This window comes from Oceanobacillus luteolus, from assembly GCF_042678205.1.
GTDB lineage: Bacteria > Bacillota > Bacilli > Bacillales > Amphibacillaceae > Oceanobacillus > Oceanobacillus luteolus.
Window position 1 is genome coordinate 1 of the sequence record NZ_JBHUDE010000071.1, and the last position, 1118, is coordinate 1118.

Below are 1118 nucleotides of genomic sequence, written 5' to 3' on the forward strand. Positions count from 1 at the left end.
AGGTGTTCTCTTTGAGACTTAATCCAGCTAACTTAATCAGTTGCCTTGGGTGGGAATATTCATTCAAATCACCAACTTCGGCAAAAAATCCAGCAACTGTATCTCTTCCAACACCCTTAATTGCCAACATTTGTTGAACACCAGGTATCTGGTCAATTAATGTATCAATTTTAGAATCTAATTCTTCGAATTTCATTTGGATTAATTCATATTTATCAATTAATGTTTTAAGCTCCAATTTAGCCATACTGGCACCTTGCTTAAGTCCAATAGACTTACTGGCTGCTTGTTTTAACTGTTGGATCTTACCAAGACCAACACCGCGTTTCACAGTTTTTCTTAAATGAATTAATAATTCTTGATCAGAGAACTTCACTAACTCATGTGGTAATGCGCAGAGCTTTAAAAACTGTAATGCAGCTTTTCCCTCCCACTTTTTAAAGACAGTAAGGAACTCTGGAAAATAACGATCTATCCAGTTGTGAACTTGGCCTTGAACGGTTTGAAGATCTTCAGTTAGGAGATCACGAATTTTTTTAGCCACTCGGAGTTCTGCATAAACTCCTTGCGGAATTGTAGGTTCAGCGTATCTCCCGTCTTTAACTAACTGTGCAATAACTTTGGCATCCTTCACATCATTTTTAGTTGGTGAATTATCGTCTAATTCCTTCGATTTCTTTACGTGAAGTGGGTTAACAGCCACAAACTTAATATCATTTTCTTTAAGAATGTGAGCTAAATTCAGCCAGTAATGACCAGTTGGTTCCATACCGACTATCACTTTATTCATGCCCTGTTCCTGTATAATAAAGGTAATCCATTTAATAAAATCTTGGAAACCATCTTTCGTGTTTTCAAAGTAACATGGCTTTCCATACTCAATTCCTCTAAAATCCTGTGCCCTAGCAACATGCTTGAACTTCGCAATATCGACACCTATAATTAGAGTTTGAGAAGTAATTTGTGCAATCTTTTTGTTTTGGTTATAATTCACTTGATTAGCCTCCTGGTTTATAAGTTTGTCCTATAAATGCCTGCAAGCTTTTGGACTCTCTTATTCTATCAGGAGGTTATTTTTTTACACAACCCGCATTTTAGTTCATTACAGGAATGCTGCC

General features: G+C 36.5%; 1 protein-coding gene. It reads right to left on the reverse strand.

Annotated elements, in window-relative coordinates; all coding sequences use genetic code 11:
* The coding region (locus tag ACFSBH_RS12165) for an IS110 family RNA-guided transposase (protein WP_379597752.1) at nucleotides 1-994 on the reverse strand (994 nt) is incomplete at its 3' end.
* Between the last annotated feature and the right edge of the window lie 124 nt (nucleotides 995-1118).